Below are 18,938 nucleotides of genomic sequence, written 5' to 3' on the forward strand. Positions count from 1 at the left end.
ATTCAATCATTCCCCCTCAGTATAGCATATTCCCTATCTAGCCAACCCCCATTTGGCTCATTGTTCTTCTGCATGTTCATATTTTATAATTCCATCTACAATTGCAGCTGCCACTTTTTTCTGATAGGATTTACTCGCCAATAATTTGCGCTCTTCCGGATTGGATAAGAAGCCTGTTTCTACAAGAACAGCAGGAACAGGAACTTTTTTCAATAAATATACGCCCGTAATTTTCATAGCCTCTCGATCTGTATTTTTCAGCTGACCACGCATTTCATCTTGAATCGATGTAGCCAATAGTTTACCTGCCGGATGACCATATGGATGATAAAATACTTGCGCTCCCCTCCAACGTTCTTCTGGGATCGCATTGACATGAATGCTGATAAAGAGATCTGGATTTTCTTCGATGGCCATACTTTCCCGCAATTTCAAGTCTGCAAATTTGCGACTTCTATTGGAGTGGAATTGCTCAGAGGGTGCATGTTCTGCTACTGCATCGCCTTCTTTTTCCCGCGTCATCAAGACAGTAGCACCTTTTTTCTCCAGTATTTTTCGGACTTCATGGGAAATATTTAATGTAATATCTTTCTCCACTATACTTTCTGCAGAAGCTCCGCCGTCTTCTCCGCCATGCCCGGGATCAATCATAATTTTCACACCACCTAATTCTGCTGGCATGAAGAACCCGCGATCAGACGCTTTCACTCCGTACCACACACCGCCCAATGAAAAAAACAACAGCAATCCTGCCACAAGCCATTTTTTCATCTATACACCGCCTTTTACTTTCACTATACGCTTGGACATTTACGGTTATGTATGAATCCATTGCTTACGACAAAAAAGCCGAAAGAGTTTTTCACTCTTTCGGCTAGCGTTTATTTATTCAGTTTGACCTTCCCAATCGAGCATACCGCCTGTCATGTTCGTTACATCAAAACCTTCATCCGCCATAATTTCTTGGGCACGACCGCTTCTGCCGCCCGACCGGCACACAAGAATATAAGGCGTCTCTTGATCCAAGTCATGCATTTCAATCGGTAGATCTCCTAATGCGATATGTGTAGCGCCCGGGATCATTCCTTGCGCTACTTCATCATCTTCTCGTACATCAATGATATGAAGTGCTTTACCGTTTTCTAATTGTTCTTGCACTTCTTTCGCTGTCAACTCTTTCAATGCCATGATTAATACCCTCCATCGTATGTGATTTAATTCTATTCTATATGGACTGTAGAATGGTTGTCTATAGAAACGCACTAACTCTCTATGCTATATAAGATGAGAATAAAAAGCTGCATTCACCTAAAAAAGTTGCTGTCCGTTACAGGCGGACGCTTTCCGCGGGCACGGCCTCAGCCGTTTCCGCAGGAGTCGCCACATGTAACGAACAGCAACTAAGTGCGGTACAAGCAAAATTACTTTCCATGCAGAAAATTTAACTCATCATATATAGTAATTCCTTTTGTGTATGTCCTTTATGTTCCCACAATCTAGTAGTTTCGGCGATTTCAATAATTACCGGAATGTAGCGTTCAGCTTGTTGAATTGGCAGCTGCAAATCTTCGAGGAACATAGATAATACGCTAGAGAAACCACCGCCACTCACTTGTACATTGTAAACAAGTCCCGCGACCTCTTCATCAATCGGCAGCGAATCCTCATAATCTTCACGTAGTAATTGTTTCAACTGCTCTTGCTGTGGTGTGCGTTGAAAATATTGTTCATCCACAAACTTTAAAAATTCCGTACGATCGGGCACATAATATGGTTTCCCTCTCACCGCTTGATCCAATCTATCTTTTTCTTCCGTAGAATCGATGGCTTCAGAAATGAATTCGCCATCTACCACAAAGACAAACCGCTCTTCCAACATCGCTTGTACAGTTGCAGAAGTGACGAATGTTGTGAAATCCTCCATTTGAATTTTGCTTTCATTTTGCTCATTATATACGATACACACATGCTCAAATGGAGTGACGCCATAAAGGTTCGTGCTCGCTACAATATATTCCACCAGCAATTCTTCTTCAAACATACTCATATAATTTATCGCCTACCCGTCTAATCTTTTCCTTCCATTGTAGCAAAATTAATTGTGGAATGCAGATGTCATTTTTAAATCATATCGAACGGTTGTTGAATACTCTATAAAAAAGGAGGTACACAGTGGGAGCCATATCAGGCAGTCAATTCATCAAGCGAATCGATCACATGCAGACTGAAATTTGGTTAGATGGACAGCGGATTCAACAACCGATTTCTCAACATCCAGCGTTCAAAGGAATTATGAAAACCAAAGCATCACTTTACGACCTTCAACTGGTGAATCTTGAATCTATGACGTTTACGTCACCTAAAACGAAAGAACGGGTCGGCCTCTCTTACTTACAACCGAAAACTGTCGATGATTTGCGGAGGCGGCGGAACATGATGGAGCAATGGGCACGAACAACTTACGGTTTAGTCGGAAGAAGTCCTGATTATTTAAACTCTGTCATCATGAGCTTTGCTTCTTCCGCCTATCATTTTATAGGGAAGGAAAATTGTTTCCCCGCACATATCCAGGCGCTTTACGAACGTGCACGCGATCAGGATTTGTCTTTTACGCACAGCTTCGTCAACCCGCAAGTTAATCGCTCACAAAGTTACTTCGAAATGTCGGCTGAACCTATTTCCGCGAAGATTATCGGGACTTCAGACGAAGGATTAATCGTGAAAGGAGCAAAACTTCTCGCCACTCAAGGCGGTCTTACCGATGAAGTTCTAATTTTCAGTGCCCCTAGATTCCTCGGAGATCCCGATGAAGCGTTCGCATTTTCTATTCCTTCAGACACAAAAGGACTGCGTTTTATTTGCCGCGAATCATTTGTTGGCGGAGAGTCGTCATTCAATTATCCGCTCAGCTCACGATTTGAAGAACCCGATTCTATTGTAGTGTTCGATCATGTCATCATCCCATGGGATTGTGTCTTCTTCTATCGCAATGTAGAAGTGGCTGCTGATTTCTTTTCCGTCAGTTCTTTTCATCCATTTGCGATTCATCAAGTACTGACGAGACAAATCGTTAAAACTGAATTTATACTTAGTGTTGCACAGAAAGTTGTTCAAACAATCAATATAGGAGAATATCTTCATGTTCAAGAAAAGCTATCGGAAATTATTTTAGGTTTAGAAACGTTGAAAGCTTTATTAATTCGAGCGGAGCAAGAGGCTGCCTTAGATTCATGGGGCTATATGCGCCCTAGCTTACAACCTTTACAAGCCGCCAGCGCTCTGTCTTCTAAGATTTTCCCCCGTTTTAGTGAAATCATTCAGCTGATTGGTGCGAGCGGCATGATTGCATTACCGACTGAAAAAGACTTTCATTGTGCTATAGAACCTGACCTCGAGAAATATCTTCAAGGGGCTTCCGATACAGCGGAAAATCGGGTAAAAATTTTCCGCGTTGCATGGGACTTGACGATGAGTTCTTTCGGTACTAGACAAACACAATACGAACGATACTTTTTCGGCGATCCTGTACGTTTAGCCAGCCAGTTATATCAAACCTATCCGAAAACGACAGGACTCCATATGCTAGATACATTATTAGACTCTTACTAATTTGAAAAAGTCGTCAATTCGGCGAAATTCAGTCATTTCCTTTAGTGAACTACGTGCTAGACTCAACTTATGGAGTTGATTAACTATGGTTTTATCTACAAATCGGATCGGGCTATTCCAGGAAGCCGCACGTTTTATCCATAGCTGCTATGAGGAACTGGGATTGTCACCACAACAGCAAACATTACGTGTACAGGAAATCGAACAGGAAATCATCGAGACGGGAACATATACGCATACAGAATTTGAATTGAAACATGGCGCGAAAATGGCTTGGCGAAATAGTAACCGATGCATCGGTCGGTTGCTTTGGGAGACGTTAGAAGTGTTTGACGAACGACAAGTCCAAACTGCTGAAGAAGCATTTGAAAAACTTGTCCATCATATCGACTATGCAACAAATGGCGGGGACATTCGTTCAACTATTACGGTGTTTGCCCCCCGTACAGACGGGATTGACCCTCTGCGTATTTGGAATCATCAATTGATTCGATACGCCGGCTATAAAAAAGAAGCAGCAGTGCTCGGTGATTCAGCGAACATTCATATGACAGAGATGTGTGAACGACTGGGCTGGGTAGGGGCACACACACCATTTGATGTATTGCCGCTAGTCATTCAAGAGCACGGCAAAGCACCCGAACTCTTCGAACTACCAACAGATTGTGTGAAGGAAGTTCCCATCAGCCATCCTGAGATTCATGGAGTGGATGAACTGAATATGAAATGGCATGCCGTCCCGATCATTTCAAATATGCGCTTAGAAATTGGCGGCATAGACTACCCAATGGCTCCTTTTAACGGCTGGTATATGGGTACTGAAATTGGGGCACGGAATCTGGCGGATGCAGATCGCTACAACATGTTGCCGAGCATGGCAAAACTGATGGGACTCAATACAAACTCCAACAGATCTTTATGGATTGATAAAGCGCTGGTTGAACTGAATATCGCTGTCCTGCATTCTTTCCAACAAGCCGGTGTCACATTAGTGGATCATCATACAGCCGCCAAGCAGTTCAAAGTATTCGAGAAAAAAGAACAGTCATGCGGCAGAGCGGTGACAGGTAACTGGATGTGGCTCATTCCGCCTTTGTCGCCCGCTGCTACACATGTCTATCACAAGCCATACAAGAATAATATCGTTACACCAAATTTCTTTTATCAAAAAGATCCAGAATGATTTCTTCCCTCGTACTTTTAAAGGACGGGGGGATACTTTCATTGTACTATTGCATACTACCTATATTACAATTATAGTTAATTAGTATGTTAAAATTAGGGGGCGTTGGTAATAAGCACGTTATTATATATTAAAGTAAATCCTAAAACTGATGACCAGTCGGATTCTTGCAAGTTAGCGAACCATTTTTTAAATGAATACAAACTACATAACCCACAAGATGAAATTGAAATACTCGATTTATACAATGCTGATATTCCTTTTTTGGACGTTGACGTGTTTCGTGCATGGGGGAAGTTTGCTGCAAAAGAACAACTTACATCAATTGAGCAAGAGAAAAGTGAGCGGATGGATGAACTAACTGATCAATTCATGGCAGCAGATAAAGTGGTCTTCTCTGCTCCTTTTTGGAACTTAAGTTTCCCGCCAATGTTAAAAGCCTATATGGATACAATTTGTATTGTAGGCAAAACCTTTCATTACACAGCAGATGGAGCGAAAGGTTTACTGGAAGATCGACCTTGTCTATTAGTGGAAACGCGTGGCGGCTTTTATTCGGAAGGCGAAAATGCCAAACTGGAGTTTTCCGAAAGTTATTTGAAAGCTATTATGTCATTCTTAGGTATTTATGATTTTCATTCTGTCATTGCAGAAGGCATTGATGTTAATTCTTCAAATCCTGACAATATGCGAGAAGCTTGCCGCACGAAACTTTCGGAGCTAGCAAAAAAGTTTTAAGAAACGAAAACCTTCATGCCTGTACGCATGAAGGTTTTTTAGTTCTACACTTCTTGATACTCTACCCCGATCAATTGACCTGTTTCAGCGGAGAATGTTACGGTTACGACTACACCGAATTCACGGCTTCCTTCTTTCAGCCAAAGCCGGAATTTCTCCACACTAACCTTCTCCCCTTCCTGACTAGCGATATGCAAATAGTCCGTTATGTCGGCTTGTGGATATTTCTTCATCGTTTGCTTAATGGCAAGCCGCGACCATTTTGCATAGGCGGGGACTTCTATTTTACTCATAGCAGATGACTCAAATGACGGAACACTTGTTGCTAACAGAACTCCTACTGCAATGAATAATTCACGAAAAATAGCGCACACCTCCTTTACGGATAGCATGCGCTACTTTCACTCTTTACATTCCAGCTTACAAAATGGCTTGTTCTTCTTGTACGCCAGGCCACATTTGCTTCGTGTTGGCCATATCCCAAAACATATACTCGAAACGTGTCGTATTTAAGAAAATTTCTTCCAGTCGCGCAAGTTCCGTTTCCGGCTTTCCTTCAGCAGCTTCATCCATTAACTCGATACACCACTGGGCAAGTTCACCGAATTCTTCAGATGCATACATACGAATCCAGTCGCCATACAGCGGATTATCGGTTGCACCTGGCAGTTCAGCGAGTTCTTTGCCGATTTCCCAGTAACTCCATGCACAAGGAAGCAAAGCAGCAATCACTTCAGCGAGCGAACCGTTTTGACTTACATGAAGCATATAATGCGTATATGCCAAAACGATAGGAGAAGGCTTGGCATTTTCCAGCTCTTCTTCAGATATTCCAAAGCGCGCTGCATAGTTACGATGCAATTCCATCTCTGTATTCAACGTACCATCAAGCAAGGCAGCGAATTTCCCCATCGTCTGTACGTCTGTCGCTTTCATCGCACCTACCGCAAATACTTTCGCATAATCAATTAAATATAAATAATCCTGAACCATATAGAACCGGAATTTATCCGAATCCAACGTACCATCCGCGATCCCTTGCACAAATGGATGGCTATGATTCTGCCTCCAAATCGGTAAAGTCTTCTCCAACAATCGTTCTGTGAACTTCATGTCAACTCTCTCCTTTTCTTTGATCAAATGAAAAACCGCTTCTCAGTAAGAAGCGGCAGAGAGATTTTGCTCTATCGAAAAAGCAACATATCCTCACCACTTCCTTACGCCGGTACGAACCGGATCAAGTAGAAAAGGGTTAAAGCGTATCGCTTCTCTCAGCTCCAATTTGAGCACCCCTAGCGGTAATATATATTTCATTGATTGCTTTCATTGTAGGCGAAGGGAGTAGAAAGGTCAACTGATTATAGGTTTTGTAAAACAACAAACCTGTTGATTATCCAAAGAAAGGAATTGGCGTTTACAGGGCAGAAAATAAGTGTACGTTTGAGGATTCTCACTACAAAATCGGACGCTTTCCTGAGGGGCCGCGGTGGACTCGCCAAAAGTGCGTTGGCGATTACACCTGTCAAGTGCAAAGATGTGCTCCTTCTCGCTGCGCTTCACTCGCAAAAGCCGTCCTTCGCTACGGCTCTCGCTGATCCTCCAGGAGTCGCCGGTTCTTCCGGGAGAATCCTTGAGGTTGTGTCGGGAAGTCAGTTGGTGTTCGGACAGAAGTTGGAGTGGGATAAGTGACTTCTCCTTTGCAGTGCAGAAAAAGAGTGTACGTGCTAGGATTCTCCCTGCAGAACCGGACGCTTTCCTGAGGGGACGCGGCGGACTCGCCAGAAGTTCTTTGGCGATTACGCCTGTCGTCCTGATCCTCCAGGAGTCGCCGGTTCTTCCGGGAGAATCCTTGAATTTGTGTTCGTAAGTCAGTTTGTGTTCGTCCAGAAATAGAGTATGGTAAGCTCTACTTCCTGAACAGTGTAGATAAAGCTTTGGATTGCCTGATTGAATACATATAGAGTCATTGCTTTTTTCACTCAGTTCGTCGAAACAGTCATAGTAGCTAGCAACACTTCACCGCTTTTCAACTTCAAAACGGTCGCATTGTATCAGACAAGTCTATTTAGTTGGTCTTTCACCACATACAAAGAATGATCGACCTGTCTTGCACACGCTAAGTTTCGGCTGAAGCTGGAAGACGATCGACTCCGAGAGGATCAGGACGACAGGTGTAACTCGCAGCGCACTTTTGCGAGGTCCACCGCGTCCCCTCCGGAAAGCGTATCGTCTGGAAGCGCAAGCCGCAAGACTCTCTAAGTCAGCGTCACTCCATCTAATAAACGAACATGAAGTAGCAGACAAGCCCACGTATTTTTCACTACCTACAAAGAGTGATCAACCTGTCTTGCACACACTAAGTACGGCTGGCGACTTACAGACGATCGACTCCGGGAGGTTCAGGAAAAGCCGTAGCGAAGGACGGCTTTTGCGAGTGAAGCGCAGCGAGAAGGAGCACATCTTTGCTTTTGACAGGTGTAACTCGCAGCGTTTGGAGGTCCACCGCGCCCCTTCAGGAAAGCGTATCGTCTGGAAGCTCAAGCCGCAAGACACTCTAAGTCAGCCTCACTCCATCCAATTGCCATAGTCAAAATCATTTTAAACTAAATGAACGAGAGAATTATACATAATATCGTTAAGCAATAGGCTTGGTAAAATAAAAAACTCTCCCGAGATAATCGGGAGAGTTTTAAAAGTGTTTCTATTAACGTTTTGAGAACTGAGGTGCACGACGAGCGCCGCGAAGACCTGGTTTCTTACGTTCTTTCATACGTGGGTCACGTGTTAGAAGTCCTGCTGATTTCAATGCTGGACGGAAATCAGGATCTACAGTTAACAATGCACGAGCAACGCCGTGACGGATTGCGCCTGCTTGACCTGTATAGCCTCCACCGTTTACGTTCACGTGGATATCGTAGCTTCCAAGTGTTTCTGTTGCAACTAGTGGTTGTTTAATAACTTCACGAAGTGTTTCGAATGGTACGTAGTCTTCTACGTCACGGTTGTTGACGACAATTTTACCTTCGCCAGGAACTAGACGTACACGAGCTACTGAACTTTTACGACGGCCAGTGCCGATATATTGTACTTGTGCCAAGTGTGTTTCCTCCTCTTAATTAACCGCGAAGCTCAAATGCTTCTGGTTTTTGTGCTGCGTGCTGATGTTCTGGTCCAGCATAAACGTGCAATTTCTTGATTGTTTGACGACCTAGAGGACCGTTTGGAAGCATTCCTTTGATCGCAAGTTCAAGCATTTTCACTGGGTAGTTTGTACGCATTTCAAGCGCTGTACGAGACTTGATGCTGCCTGTGTACCCAGAGTGACGGTAATACATTTTATCTTTCAACTTGTTACCAGTCAATTGAATTTTTTCTGCATTGATGATGATGACGTGGTCACCTGTATCAACATGTGGTGTAAACGTTGGTTTATGTTTACCGCGTAAAAGTGTTGCAACTTCTGAAGCAAGACGTCCAAGCGTTTGTCCTTCAGCGTCGACAACGAGCCATTTACGTTCTACTTCGTGACCTTTAGCCATGAATGTTGTGCGCATAGTGTAATCCTCCTAAAAATATCAATCTGTTCCATTGTTTTCTCTATCCCTAAACACAAATAAACTTCCGGGGCTTATTGTGGGGTTATTGAAATACCATTTATCATGTTAACCTTTATCAACAATAAAGTCAAGCGTTTTTATGAAAACACCAGGATTAGTTGCCATGGTCTCCATATGTCACTTCCATCAGGTATAAACCATGTGCTGGCGCTGTCTTTCCCGCTTTTTGCCTATCTTTCGCCAACAGGATCTTCTGTACGTCTTCGGGTTCATCCCAGCCAATTCCCACAGCTAATAATACACCTGCAATCGTACGCACCATATTGTAAAGAAAGCCATCGCCTTCTACTTCCAAGATTAATTCATCTTGTTGTCTTTCAAGCGTCAGTTTACGAATCGTGCGTACTTTATTAGCTGTGGCGGTTTTGGCCGAACAAAAACTCGTGAAGTCATGCGTTCCGATTAAATATGTGGCCCCTTTATTCATTCGACCAATATCGGGATTCCACCGACCTAAATGAACCGCAAAATTACGTTCAAACGGACTTTGCACTGTACTGTACGACCAAATGTATCGATATGTCTTGCCCGTCGCTCCATACCGCGCATGAAAATCATCTGCTGTGACTTCGACATGTGTGATTCGGACATCTTTCGGCAATAATACATTTAACGCAGTCACCCAGCGATCTGCCAAATCTAGTGGTGTATCAAAATGGATCACTTGTCCAATTGCATGAACGCCTGAGTCAGTACGTCCACTCGCGACAGAGTGAATTGCGGGATTTTTATGCAATTTGACTAGCGCTTTATCAATTTCAGATTGAACAGTTCTCATGCCCGGTTGCGATTGATAGCCTGCAAAATTTGTTCCGTCATAACACACGATTGCTTTCATTCGTTTCATCTCGTTCACTTCCTCACCCACACGAGCACAGCAACTAATACTACAAAGGCGAGTAGTACAGCTGTGTCTTTCTTCTGCCAAGATAATTGTCTAAATCTCGTACGTCCCTCGCCGCCCCGGTATCCACGGACTTCCATCGCAACCGCCAAATCTTCTGCTCGCTTGAATGCACTGACAAATAATGGAACCAGCAATGGAATCACCGCTTGTATACGTTCTTTAATAGATCCCGTACTCAGATCGGATCCACGTGCTAATTGAGCTTTTAAAATTTTATCTGTTTCGTCCATTAACGTCGGAATAAAACGCAATGAAATCGACATCATCAGTGCCAGTTCATGAACAGGCAGTTTCAATTTCTTGAATGGATTCAGCAATGTCTCCAGTCCATCGGTAATCGATATCGGAGAAGTCGTCAGCGTTAAGACAGTAGTGACTAACACAAGTACTAAGAACCGAATGGAAATGAAAATACCCATCCGCAATCCTTCTTCGTATATTTTAATAAACTTCCATTCAAATATAATCGGTCCTTCTCGCGTAAAGAAGATATGCAAGACTAGCGTAAAAACAACTAAAAATAAGACGGGCTTTAATCCATTCACTAAAAAGTACGGTCGGATTCTAGCCAGTGCGATAACGAAAACAGTAAAGCCAAGAAGCACTGCATACGACGCTACATTATTCGCCAAAAAAACAGCAGCTACAAATAAAAATACAAATAATAGCTTAGAACGCGGATCCATGCGGTGCACAATGGAATTTCCAGGAATAAAACGACCAATGATCATTTTTTCTAGCATGACCGCTCACCTTTTTCAGCAATTTGAATAGCTAGTTCACGGGCTAACATTTCTTCTGTTAACGCAAGGCTGCTAAATTTCTGACCTATCATCTTTTCTATCCTTTGTTGAAAATAGACGGTACGGGGCACACTTAGCCTATATTTATGCAATTGCTCTTGTTGCATAAATATTTCCTCAGGTGTACCTTCCATAACTGACGATCCTTCATGCATCACGACAATTCTGTCACTGTAACGAGCTGCATCTTCCATACTGTGCGTAACTAAAATAGTCGTTAGGTTTTCCTGTTCGTGAAGTCTATGAAACAATTCCATGATTTCCTTGCGTCCACGCGGATCCAGACCCGCTGTCGGCTCATCTAGCACTAATACAGATGGTTTGAATGCTAGGACTCCAGCGATAGCTACACGTCGCATTTGACCTCCAGACAGCTCAAAGGGAGACTTTTGAAGAACACCCTCAGGTAATCCAAGCAACTTCACTAATTCATGCGCCCGTTCACGTGCCACTTCTTTCGGTACACCAAAATTTAACGGACCGAACATAATATCCTTTTCCACTGTTTCTTCAAATAACTGATGTTCCGGAAACTGAAATACGATCCCCACTTGGTGTCGAACCTCTTTCATTTGTTTCCCTTTCGTCTGCGAAGTGATCGTAGTGTTTCCTATTTTTACGACTCCTTCTGATGGTTTTAACAATCCATTTAAATGCAGCAATAGCGTCGACTTTCCTGACCCTGTATGTCCGATAATGGAAGTATACGAACCTGAAGGGATGGTAGCTGTCACATCCTGCAATGCACGTTTTTCAAATGGAGAGTCCTTTGCATATAAGTAACCTACTTGCTGAAGTGAAATGTCCACAATTCATTCACCAACTCTTCTTCTGTCATATGGTTGCCCTGAAGCTCGACACCCGTTTCTCTCAGTAGTTCTGAAACACGCAAAGCAAATGGTAGATCCAATCCAATGGTTTCCAAAGCGGTACCTTTTTGGAAAATCTCCTGAGGTGTTCCTATCATTAATACCTTTCCTTCGTTCATGACAAGTATACGATCTGCAAGCAACACTTCTTCTAAATCGTGTGTGATTGATACAACCGTTAACCCGATTTCCGCACGTAGTTTTTTTACGATTTCAATAACTTCCTCTCTTCCTTGAGGATCTAGCATTGAAGTCGCCTCATCCAGTATTAGAAGTTCTGGTTGTAAGGCAAGCGCTCCAGCAATAGCGACACGCTGTTTCTGACCACCAGATAGGTGATGCGGTTCATGATTCATGTAATCCGTCATCTTCACTTGATCCAACGACTCACGTACCCGTTTTACCATTACATCATGGGGAACTCCATTGTTTTCAAGGGCAAACGCAACATCGTCTTGAACGGTAGAACCAACAAATTGGTTATCGGGGTTTTGAAAAACGATTCCCATACGAGAGCGCGTATCCCAAAGATTTTCTTCTTTCAAAGCTTCTAGAAAGAGGTTCACTTCACCAGACGAAGGAAATAGCAAGCCAATTAACAATTTGGCAAGTGTCGACTTTCCTGACCCATTATGTCCTACAACCGCTAACCATTCTCCTTCATATAATGTAAAAGACACGTCATCGAGTGCTTTCTTTACAGCCTGTTCAGATTCTTCTTCCGTATCATATGAAAACATTACATGATGCATAGACGCAATTTCCTTCATCTAGAGACCCCCTTTTAGTGTTCTATGTAGTGTATATAGTGAAACTTATGTATAAAAAAAAGCGCGTACCTCATCTAAGGAATGCGCTTTTGAAACGTAATGCCGGGTGCTCATGCCGACATCTCAGATGAGGTACGTAGAGCTAGACCAGTCGATTGCTCGCGGATCATAACACTCAGCTTTTAAGTCGTATAAATCTGTTGAATGTAACAAAAGGGTGTGGCTGTGCGTGACAGACACACCCTCTTCATGTATGGAATTACACTAATTCGATAATGACTACTGGTGCTCCGTCGCCGCGGCGAGGACCCATTTTCATTATACGTGTATAACCGCCTTGGCGATCTGCGTAACGTGGTGCAACTGTATCGAAAAGTTTTTGAAGTGCATACACTGTTGCTTCTTCGCCCTCTTCGTTTTCAACTGTCACCAATTCACGACGAATATACTCAGCTGCTTGACGACGTGCATGAAGATCTCCACGTTTACCAAGAGTGATCATCTTTTCAACTACTGAACGCAATTCTTTTGCGCGTGCTTCAGTTGTTTGGATGCTCTCATGAACGATTAAATCTGTCGTTAGGTCGCGTAGCATTGCTTTACGTTGTGAACTTGTGCGTCCAAGTTTTCTGTATCCCATTTGAAGTTACCCTCCTTCAAGTATATGTCAATTATTCTTCAGAGCGTAACTCAAGGTTTAGCTCATCAAGTTTAGCCTTCACTTCTTCAAGTGATTTACGGCCTAGGTTTCGCACTTTCATCATTTCGTCTTCAGACTTGTTAGCAAGTTCGAGAACTGTATTAATGCCTGCACGTTTCAAGCAGTTATAAGAACGAACAGAAAGGTCAAGTTCTTCAATCGTCATCTCTAGAACTTTTTCTTTTTGATCTTCTTCTTTTTCTACCATGATTTCTGCAGTTTGTGCTTCGTCAGTCATGCCAACGAATATATTTAAGTGTTCTGTTAGAATTTTAGCTCCCAGTGAAACAGCCTCTTTAGGACCAATGCTACCATCTGTCCATACGTCAAGTGTTAACTTATCAAAGTTAGTACTTTGTCCAACGCGAGTATTTTCAACCTGGAAATTAACGCGTGATACCGGAGTGTAAATCGAGTCGATTGGAATCACACCAATCGCTAGATCCTCACGTTTGTTTTGATCGGAAGGAACATATCCGCGTCCACGTACAGCATACATACGCATACGTAAATGTCCATTTTTACCGAGAGTAGCAATCGGGAGATCTGGATTCAATACTTCAACATCACTATCATGTGTGATGTCTGCAGCCGTCACGACGCCTTCACCCTTCACATCGATCTCAATAACTTTCTCATCATCTGAGTAAATTTTGAGAGCAAGCTTCTTCACATTCAAAATAACTGTCGATACGTCTTCAACGACACCTTCAATTGTTGAGAATTCATGAAGTACTCCATCGATTTGAATAGATGTCACAGCAGCTCCTGGCAATGAAGACAAAAGAATGCGACGTAAGGAATTCCCTAGAGTATTTCCATATCCACGCTCTAACGGTTCGATAATAAACTTACCAAACTGTGAATCTTCACCAATTGTTACTGTTTCAATCTTTGGTTTCTCAATCTCGATCATTTATTTACCCTCCTCAAAACGTCTTCTATAGTGGTTAAACCATATTGAATTCACTGATAATAGAAACTCTATTTCAACAGTATTAACAAAAATTGTCTTTCTTAATCCAATAGATTCAAACCGATTATACGCGACGACGTTTTGGTGGGCGGCAACCATTGTGTGGAACCGGAGTTACGTCTCTGATCGCTGTAACTTCAAGACCTGCAGCTTGTAGTGAACGGATAGCCGCTTCACGACCAGCACCTGGGCCTTTAACTGTTACTTCCAATGATTTCAAGCCATGTTCCATTGCTGTTTTCGCTGCAGTTTCAGCAGCCATTTGTGCAGCAAATGGAGTGGATTTACGGGAACCTCTAAAGCCAAGTGCACCAGCGCTAGACCATGAAAGTGCATTACCGTGGCTATCTGTAATAGTAACGATAGTATTATTGAACGTCGAACGGATATGTGCAATACCAGTTTCAATATTCTTTTTCACACGACGTTTACGAGTTTGTTGTTTACGTGCCATGTTGGAAAGAGCCCTCCTTTACCTATTATTTTTTCTTGTTTGCCATTGTACGTTTTGGACCTTTACGCGTACGTGCATTGTTTTTCGTGTTTTGACCACGAACAGGCAATCCACGACGGTGACGGATTCCACGGTTACTACCGATTTCCATCAAACGCTTGATGTTTAGGGAAGTCTCACGACGTAGATCTCCTTCTACTTTCAAGCCGTCAATTTGTTCACGAATTTTATCAAGTTCAGTTTCTGTTAAGTCACGAACTCGAGTCTCTTCAGAAATGTCAGCTGCATTCAAAATTTCCTTAGCAGTTGTCTTACCAATACCAAAAATGTATGTCAATGAAATGACAACGCGCTTATCGCGCGGAACGTCTACACCAGCAATACGTGCCATATAAGTTGTGCACCTCCTTGTGTTTTAGCCTTGTCTTTGTTTATGTTTTGGATTTTCACAGATTACCATTACTCGGCCGCGTCTACGAATAACTTTACATTTTTCGCAGATCGGTTTTACAGATGGTCTTACTTTCATCTTACCCAACCTCCTTCAGTATTCCGGAGTGCAAAAGTTTATTTAAAACGGTATGTGATACGACCACGTGTCAAATCATAAGGCGAAAGTTCCATCGTCACTTTGTCGCCAGGCAATATACGAATAAAGTGCATACGAATCTTCCCCGATACGTGTGCTAGTACCGTATGTCCGTTTTCCAACTCCACTTTAAACATCGCATTTGGCAACGTTTCAAGAACAGTTCCTTCTACCTCAATTACGTCGTCCTTCGCCATCAATCCTGTCTCCCTTCTATATCCAATAAAGGCTTTCACCATCGAGCGGCATCAGTCGCCTTCAAAAAAGCTTCCTTCAACATATGTCCAGTTTGCATGAGTGATGTTCGAAAGACGTCTGCCACATTTCGCTGTTTCGCATTTCTGCGAGTGAGATCCTTTATTGTTCTCACAGCTATACCAATTACACATTATACCGCGATTTGCAACATAATGCATGCAGGAACAACTGAAGAATCAATTTCAACTCTCATTTGTCCAATACCGGGCACTTTACGCTTTTGCAGCTCGTTTTCAACCATTACTTTCCGAACAGTGATGCAGATGTGCCCGAAAAGGATTGATTACTTTGTACTTTGTTGTAAAACTGCATCCAAGTCTTTGAATACGAGAGTAATGTCCTGTTGACCATTAATTTTTGTCAGCACACCTTTTTCGCCATAGAAGTCGAGTAAGGGCGCTGTCTGATTCATATTTACTTCCAGACGATTCATGACAGTCTCGGGATTATCGTCAGCGCGTTGATAAAGTTCGCCACCTTCTTTATCACATACACCTTCAACCTTTGGTGGGTTAAAGATTAAGTGGTAAGAAGTTCCGCACACTTTACATATACGGCGACCTGATAATCGAGCGACTAATTCTTCTGTATCGACTTCAATGTCTAATACGTACTCGATTTTTTTACCTAAGTCTTCAAGCAAAGCATCTAGTGCTTGAGCTTGAGGAACTGTTCTAGGAAAACCATCAAGAAGAAAGCCTTTGTCACAATCCGATTTACTTAGACGTTCACGAACGATACCAATGGTAACTTCATCAGGAACTAATGCGCCCTGATCCATGAACGACTTTGCTTTAACTCCAAGTTCCGTGCCATCTTTGATGGCAGCACGGAACATATCGCCTGTAGAAATATGAGGGATTCCGTACTTCTCGACAATTTTGTCTGCTTGTGTGCCTTTACCAGCACCCGGCAGACCCATTAATACGATATTCATACGTCCTTGCCCTCCATTTAGTTCACAATAGGTCAGGCTATTGTTTTTTATTTCATAAATCCTCTGTAATGTCTTTTCACTAACTGTGATTCTAATTGCTTCATCGTTTCAAGGGCAACCCCTACAACGATCAGCAAGCTCGTTCCGCCGATTTGGGCAGATTGAGGAAGATTCGCCAGATTAATAAAGAAGATAGGCATAACAGCAACGACGGCAAGAAAAATCGAACCGACGAATGTTAGTCTATACAAAGTACTCGTTAAATACTTTTGAGTGTTTGCACCTGGACGTATTCCTGGAATATATGCACCTTGTTTTTTCAGATTGTCTGCCATATTTTCTGGATTCACTTGTATGAATGCATAGAAATAGGTAAACGCGATAATAAGTGCAACGTATAAAATCATTCCTACTGGATTCGTATAATCGAAGATCCGAATAATTGTTTTTGTTACACTGTTCTCACCAAAGAATGGAGCAATTTGTTGTGGTGTGATGAAAAAAGCCACCGCAAAGATTACCGGAATAACACCCGCAGCATTCAGCTTCAACGGTAAGTGAGTTTGTTGACTTGCAACCGATTGACTACGTCCTGAAACACGCTTTGCATATTGAATAGGAATCTTCCGCAATGCTTCTTGGAAGTAAATAACTCCTACCACAATCGCTACAATAACGAGTAACAGTAAAATCATAGTTGCAATCCGAATAAATAGTGCGTCTCCAGCGTCTTGTATTTGAGTTACATACAACTGGTTTACAGCATTCGGAATACCCGCGACAATCCCTGCAAAGATAATGATGGAAATACCATTTCCAACACCTTTGGCAGTAATTTGTTCACCAAGCCATAGAAGGAAAGCTGTTCCTGCAGTCAACACAATCGCAATGACGACATATGTAGACATACTGTTATCTTTAATTAGCGCACCACCAAAAGTTTGGTTGAAACCAAACGACATAGCGATAGCTTGGATAAAGGCAAGAACAATTGTGAAGTACCTTGTGAACTGTGCAAGTTTCCGTCTTCCGACGTCTCCTTGCTTAGACCACTCGGTAAACTTCGGCACAACATCCATTTGTAAAAGCTGCACAATGATGGAAGCCGTAATGTACGGCATGATCCCCATCGCGAAGATTGAAAAGTTGGAAAGTGCTCCTCCACCGAAAGTATTCAAGAAACCAATAAATTGATTGTCTGATTGTTGTAAAGCAGTCGCATCAACGTTTGGCACTGGAACGAATGTACCAAGTCTAAATACGATGAGCACTAGGAGGGTGAAAATTATTTTAGACCGGATCTCTTTCACACGCATGAAATTAGAGATTGTCTGAAACATTATACCACCTCTGTTTGCCCGCCTGCTTTTTCAATTGCTTCTTTTGCAGAAGCGGAGAATTTGTTTGCTTTCACGGTAATCTTCTTATCAAGTGTTCCGTTTCCAAGAATCTTGATACCAGATTTAGCGTTACTTACAACACCAGTTTCAAGTAGCAATTCCGGTGTTACTTCCGTGCCTTCTTCAAAACGATTCAACGTATCAAGATTGACGATGGTATAATCTTTACGATTAATGTTCGTAAATCCACGCTTAGGAAGTCGTTGGAAAAGAGGAATTTGTCCACCTTCGAAACCAAGACGTACACCGCCGCCTGAACGTGAATTTTGACCGTCATGACCTCTACCGGAAGTCTTACCAGTTCCAGATCCGATCCCACGACCAACGCGTTTGCGGTTTCTACGTGATCCCTCAGCTGGTTTTAGTTCGTGTAACTTCATCTTATCGGCACCTCCTTATTATAAAATGTTACTTAAATTTCTTTAACTGTTACTAAGTGGCTGACTTTAGTGATCATACCACGAATAGAAGCGTTATCTTGATGCTCAGCAATTTGGTTCAACTTTCGAAGACCTAATGCTTCAATTGTTTTACGTTGTGCCGGCTTAGAACCGATTACACTTTTCGTAAGGGTGATTGCAAGTTTGTTCGCCATTGTGTTTCCCCCCTTAACCTAACAGTTCTTCTACGGATTTACCACGCAATTTCGCAACTTCTTCTGCGCGTTTCAAATTCTGTAATCCTTCGATTGTTGCACGTACCATATTGATTGGTGTGCTTGATCCAAGAGATTTTGAAAGAATATCCGTGATTCCTGCAAGTTCAAGTACCGCACGGACAGGTCCACCTGCAATAACTCCAGTACCTGGAGCAGCTGGTTTGATGAGGATTTGTCCTGCACCAAAACGGCCGATTACTTCATGTGGTGTTGTACCTTTAACCATTGGTACTACAATTAAGTTTTTCTTCGCATCTTCAATTGCTTTACGGATTGCATCTGGAACTTCTTGTGCTTTTCCAGTACCAAAACCGACACGACCATTTTTATCACCGACTACGACAAGTGCAGTAAAGCGGAAACGACGTCCACCTTTTACAACTTTCGCAACACGGTTGATCGTAACTACGCGTTCTTCAAACTCACTTTTGTTTTGATCATTACGACGCATGAAATATGTCCCTCCTTCT

At 42.6% G+C, this 18,938-nt stretch carries 26 protein-coding genes and 1 riboswitch; of the genes, 3 read left to right on the top strand and 23 right to left on the bottom strand.

The annotated features are described in order from the left end of the window. Window positions 1-57: 57 nt before the first annotated feature. The 3 genes from DV702_RS11990 to DV702_RS12000 form a co-directional block, all read right to left on the bottom strand. The gene (locus tag DV702_RS11990) at window positions 58-771 is read right to left on the bottom strand and encodes an N-acetylmuramoyl-L-alanine amidase (protein WP_114924970.1); all 714 of its coding nucleotides are present in this window, start codon (window positions 769-771) and stop codon (window positions 58-60) included. A 114-nt stretch (window positions 772-885) separates the two neighbouring features. Then, complete coding sequence (locus DV702_RS11995; protein ID WP_114925923.1) at window positions 886-1,182, bottom strand: rhodanese-like domain-containing protein; 297 nt, start codon at window positions 1,180-1,182, stop codon at window positions 886-888. A gap of 259 nt (window positions 1,183-1,441) precedes the next feature. Further along, window positions 1,442-2,047 carry a hypothetical protein gene (locus DV702_RS12000; protein WP_114924971.1) on the bottom strand — a complete coding sequence of 202 codons (606 nt, stop codon included), beginning with the start codon at window positions 2,045-2,047 and terminating at the stop codon, window positions 1,442-1,444. Between the two features lie 125 nt (window positions 2,048-2,172). Between DV702_RS12000 and hpaB the strand changes: the two genes are divergently transcribed. Next, complete coding sequence (gene hpaB / locus DV702_RS12005; RefSeq protein ID WP_114924972.1) at window positions 2,173-3,609, top strand: 4-hydroxyphenylacetate 3-monooxygenase, oxygenase component; 1,437 nt, start codon at window positions 2,173-2,175, stop codon at window positions 3,607-3,609. On the opposite strand, the gene DV702_RS17355 is transcribed toward hpaB, so the two are convergent. Further along, on the bottom strand, window positions 3,595-3,747 hold the full coding sequence (locus DV702_RS17355) for a hypothetical protein (RefSeq protein ID WP_114924973.1): 153 nt from the start codon (window positions 3,745-3,747) through the stop codon (window positions 3,595-3,597). The genes hpaB and DV702_RS17355 overlap by 15 nt on opposite strands. On the opposite strand from DV702_RS17355, the gene DV702_RS12015 reads away from it, so the two are divergent. Then, window positions 3,695-4,792, top strand: a complete 1,098-nt coding sequence (locus DV702_RS12015; RefSeq protein WP_114924974.1) for a nitric oxide synthase oxygenase — start codon at window positions 3,695-3,697, stop codon at window positions 4,790-4,792. The two genes, DV702_RS17355 and DV702_RS12015, sit on opposite strands and share 53 nt — an antisense overlap. A gap of 105 nt (window positions 4,793-4,897) precedes the next feature. Next, window positions 4,898-5,530, top strand: a complete 633-nt coding sequence (locus DV702_RS12020; protein WP_240315610.1) for an FMN-dependent NADH-azoreductase — start codon at window positions 4,898-4,900, stop codon at window positions 5,528-5,530. A 44-nt stretch (window positions 5,531-5,574) separates the two neighbouring features. Here the strand turns inward: DV702_RS12020 and DV702_RS12025 are convergent, their stop codons facing one another. From DV702_RS12025 to rpsE, 19 genes are all read right to left on the bottom strand, one after another. Continuing rightward, window positions 5,575-5,823: a DUF3889 domain-containing protein gene (locus tag DV702_RS12025; protein WP_114925925.1), complete on the bottom strand. Its 249-nt coding sequence runs from the start codon at window positions 5,821-5,823 to the stop codon at window positions 5,575-5,577. A gap of 127 nt (window positions 5,824-5,950) precedes the next feature. Next, window positions 5,951-6,643 carry a thiaminase II gene (tenA, locus tag DV702_RS12030; protein WP_114924975.1) on the bottom strand — a complete coding sequence of 231 codons (693 nt, stop codon included), beginning with the start codon at window positions 6,641-6,643 and terminating at the stop codon, window positions 5,951-5,953. Between the two features lie 84 nt (window positions 6,644-6,727). Further along, a riboswitch (TPP riboswitch) is annotated at window positions 6,728-6,834 on the bottom strand. A 1,400-nt stretch (window positions 6,835-8,234) separates the two neighbouring features. Next, complete coding sequence (rpsI, locus tag DV702_RS12040) at window positions 8,235-8,627, bottom strand: 30S ribosomal protein S9 (RefSeq protein ID WP_114924977.1); 393 nt, start codon at window positions 8,625-8,627, stop codon at window positions 8,235-8,237. A gap of 19 nt (window positions 8,628-8,646) precedes the next feature. Continuing rightward, on the bottom strand, window positions 8,647-9,084 hold the full coding sequence (gene rplM, locus DV702_RS12045) for a 50S ribosomal protein L13 (RefSeq protein WP_099687635.1): 438 nt from the start codon (window positions 9,082-9,084) through the stop codon (window positions 8,647-8,649). Window positions 9,085-9,241: 157 nt separating this feature from the next. Beyond that, the gene (gene truA, locus DV702_RS12050; RefSeq protein WP_114924978.1) at window positions 9,242-9,994 is read right to left on the bottom strand and encodes a tRNA pseudouridine(38-40) synthase TruA; all 753 of its coding nucleotides are present in this window, start codon (window positions 9,992-9,994) and stop codon (window positions 9,242-9,244) included. A 5-nt stretch (window positions 9,995-9,999) separates the two neighbouring features. Further along, window positions 10,000-10,797: an energy-coupling factor transporter transmembrane component T family protein gene (locus DV702_RS12055; protein ID WP_114924979.1), complete on the bottom strand. Its 798-nt coding sequence runs from the start codon at window positions 10,795-10,797 to the stop codon at window positions 10,000-10,002. Further along, window positions 10,791-11,666, bottom strand: a complete 876-nt coding sequence (locus DV702_RS12060; RefSeq protein WP_114924980.1) for an energy-coupling factor ABC transporter ATP-binding protein — start codon at window positions 11,664-11,666, stop codon at window positions 10,791-10,793. Before DV702_RS12060 ends, DV702_RS12055 begins: the two co-directional genes overlap by 7 nt. Then, on the bottom strand, window positions 11,642-12,496 hold the full coding sequence (locus DV702_RS12065) for an energy-coupling factor ABC transporter ATP-binding protein (RefSeq protein ID WP_114924981.1): 855 nt from the start codon (window positions 12,494-12,496) through the stop codon (window positions 11,642-11,644). The genes DV702_RS12060 and DV702_RS12065 overlap by 25 nt, the downstream gene beginning before the upstream one ends. A gap of 259 nt (window positions 12,497-12,755) precedes the next feature. Next, window positions 12,756-13,136 (bottom strand): 50S ribosomal protein L17, encoded by a 381-nt coding sequence (rplQ, locus tag DV702_RS12070; RefSeq protein ID WP_114924982.1) that lies wholly within the window; start codon window positions 13,134-13,136, stop codon window positions 12,756-12,758. A gap of 31 nt (window positions 13,137-13,167) precedes the next feature. Next, a complete protein-coding gene (locus tag DV702_RS12075) occupies window positions 13,168-14,112 on the bottom strand; it encodes a DNA-directed RNA polymerase subunit alpha (protein ID WP_009499030.1) in 945 nt (314 codons plus the stop codon). 124 nt (window positions 14,113-14,236) lie between these two features. Then, a complete protein-coding gene (rpsK, locus tag DV702_RS12080) occupies window positions 14,237-14,626 on the bottom strand; it encodes a 30S ribosomal protein S11 (RefSeq protein ID WP_009499031.1) in 390 nt (129 codons plus the stop codon). A gap of 25 nt (window positions 14,627-14,651) precedes the next feature. Continuing rightward, window positions 14,652-15,017, bottom strand: a complete 366-nt coding sequence (gene rpsM / locus DV702_RS12085; protein WP_114924983.1) for a 30S ribosomal protein S13 — start codon at window positions 15,015-15,017, stop codon at window positions 14,652-14,654. Between the two features lie 24 nt (window positions 15,018-15,041). Then, complete coding sequence (gene rpmJ, locus DV702_RS12090; protein WP_076758849.1) at window positions 15,042-15,155, bottom strand: 50S ribosomal protein L36; 114 nt, start codon at window positions 15,153-15,155, stop codon at window positions 15,042-15,044. A 38-nt stretch (window positions 15,156-15,193) separates the two neighbouring features. Continuing rightward, window positions 15,194-15,412, bottom strand: coding sequence for a translation initiation factor IF-1 (infA, locus tag DV702_RS12095; RefSeq protein WP_040759924.1), 219 nt, complete (start codon window positions 15,410-15,412; stop codon window positions 15,194-15,196). 344 nt (window positions 15,413-15,756) lie between these two features. Next, complete coding sequence (locus tag DV702_RS12100) at window positions 15,757-16,410, bottom strand: adenylate kinase (RefSeq protein WP_114924984.1); 654 nt, start codon at window positions 16,408-16,410, stop codon at window positions 15,757-15,759. Between the two features lie 47 nt (window positions 16,411-16,457). Next, window positions 16,458-17,750, bottom strand: a complete 1,293-nt coding sequence (gene secY, locus DV702_RS12105; RefSeq protein ID WP_114924985.1) for a preprotein translocase subunit SecY — start codon at window positions 17,748-17,750, stop codon at window positions 16,458-16,460. After that, complete coding sequence (gene rplO / locus DV702_RS12110; protein ID WP_114924986.1) at window positions 17,750-18,190, bottom strand: 50S ribosomal protein L15; 441 nt, start codon at window positions 18,188-18,190, stop codon at window positions 17,750-17,752. The genes secY and rplO overlap by 1 nt, the downstream gene beginning before the upstream one ends. Window positions 18,191-18,222: 32 nt before the next feature. Continuing rightward, on the bottom strand, window positions 18,223-18,405 hold the full coding sequence (rpmD, locus tag DV702_RS12115) for a 50S ribosomal protein L30 (protein ID WP_114924987.1): 183 nt from the start codon (window positions 18,403-18,405) through the stop codon (window positions 18,223-18,225). Window positions 18,406-18,418: 13 nt separating this feature from the next. Further along, window positions 18,419-18,919 (bottom strand): 30S ribosomal protein S5, encoded by a 501-nt coding sequence (gene rpsE, locus DV702_RS12120; RefSeq protein ID WP_114924988.1) that lies wholly within the window; start codon window positions 18,917-18,919, stop codon window positions 18,419-18,421. Between the last annotated feature and the right edge of the window lie 19 nt (window positions 18,920-18,938).

Source organism: Sporosarcina sp. PTS2304, assembly GCF_003351785.1.
Lineage (GTDB): Bacteria > Bacillota > Bacilli > Bacillales_A > Planococcaceae > Sporosarcina.